The sequence below is a fragment of the Nonomuraea monospora genome (assembly GCF_039531895.1).
Taxonomy (GTDB): Bacteria; Actinomycetota; Actinomycetes; order Streptosporangiales; family Streptosporangiaceae; genus Nonomuraea; species Nonomuraea monospora.
Genome location: NZ_BAAAQX010000097.1, coordinates 1 through 1,482, shown reverse-complemented (window position 1 = coordinate 1,482; position 1,482 = coordinate 1). Strand labels below are relative to the sequence as shown.

Sequence of the window (1,482 nt, the reverse complement as noted above, 5' to 3'; positions counted from 1 at the left end):
CTGAGGGTGGGGAAGGAGACATCCCTTCGTGGGAGCAAGCAAGCCGGATCCGGAGGTCCCTGATCCTCAGGTGCGGGAACGGGGACGTCCGCGTTCCTACTCCGCCGCCTACAAGGCCCGGATCCTGGAGGAGTACGACCGCCTGGACAAGGCGGGCAAGGGCGCGTTGCTGCGCCGGGAGGGCCTGTACTCGTCACTGATCTCCAGCTGGCGCACCGCCCGGGATCACGGCGTCGAGCAGGCACTGGCCCGCCCGGTCGGCCGGCCGAAGGCCGACCCGCGCGACAAGCGGATCGAGGCGCTGCAGGCGGAGGTCGAGCGGCTGCGCGCCGAACTCGGCCAGACCCGCCAGGTGATCGAGGTGCAGGGAAAGCTCTTCGCGCTGCTGGATCAGCTCGCCACCAGCAGCGAGACACCGCCGGGCCGGGGCGAGCAGTGAGCGGGACCTTCCCGGCCGCCCAAGCCGAGGCGATCGAGGAACTGGTCCCACTGCTGGGTCGGCGCAACGCCTGCACGGCGGCCGGAGTGTCGCAAGCGACCTGGTATCGCCACCACCGCCAGAGCCCGCCTCCAGCACGGCCGGCTCGGCCGCGCAAGCCGCACCCCGCCGCGCTGTCGCCGGCCGAGCGCGAGCAGGTCCGTGCGGTGCTGAACGAGCGCTTCGCCGACGCCTCGCCGGCCACCGCCTACTACAGCCTGCTCGACGAAGGCGTCTACCTGGCATCGGAGTCGACCATGTACCGCATCCTGCGCGAGCACGACGAGGTCGGCGCCGACCGGCGCCGGCAGGCCACCCATCCGCCCCGGGCCGTGCCCGAACTGGTCGCCGACGCCCCCAACCGGGTCTGGGCGTGGGACATCACCAAACTCCGCGGCCCGGACAAGGGCGTCTGGTACTGCCTCTACACCATCATCGACCTGTTCAGCCGCTACGTCGTCGGCTGGATGGTCGCCTCCCGCGAGTCCGCCGACCTGGCCCGGCACCTCATCGAAGCGACCGCCCGCAAGCACGGCATCGACGCAGGCACCCTCACCCTGCACGCCGACCGCGGCAGCTCGATGACCTCCAAAACCCTCGCCGAACTCCTCATCGACCTGGGCGTGGCCAAGTCCCACTCCCGGCCCCGGACCTCCAACGACAACCCGCACATCGAAGCGAGCTTCAAAACCCTGAAGTACTGCCCCATCTTCCCTGGCCGGTTCGGCTCGATCGAGCACGCCCGCGTCTTCTGCCAGGACTTCTACGCCTGGTACAACCGGGATCACTTCCACTCCGGGATCGGCTACCACCATCCCGTCGACGTGCACTACGGCCGCGCTGCCGCCATCCGCGACCGGCGCGCCACCGTCCTGGCCGCCGCCCACGCCACACATCCCGATCGGTTCGCCAGCGGCGGTCTGCCAACCCCGCCCGACCTGCCCGGCCCCGCCTGGATCAACAAGCCCAAGACCAACGAACCGAAGGACGCCACAGAGAAGACG

General features: G+C 70.3%; 1 protein-coding gene. It reads left to right on the top strand.

Going from position 1 to position 1,482, the window contains the following annotated elements; genetic code table 11:
• Nucleotides 1-28: 28 nt before the first annotated feature.
• Nucleotides 29-1,482, top strand: a protein-coding gene (locus tag ABD331_RS60615; protein WP_425566294.1) for an IS3 family transposase whose coding sequence is annotated in 2 segments (ribosomal slippage) — nt 29-368 and nt 368-1,482 — 1,455 coding nt annotated over the 2 segments. Because the reading frame shifts where the segments join, the coding sequence is not laid out codon by codon here. This gene is flagged as partial in the annotation.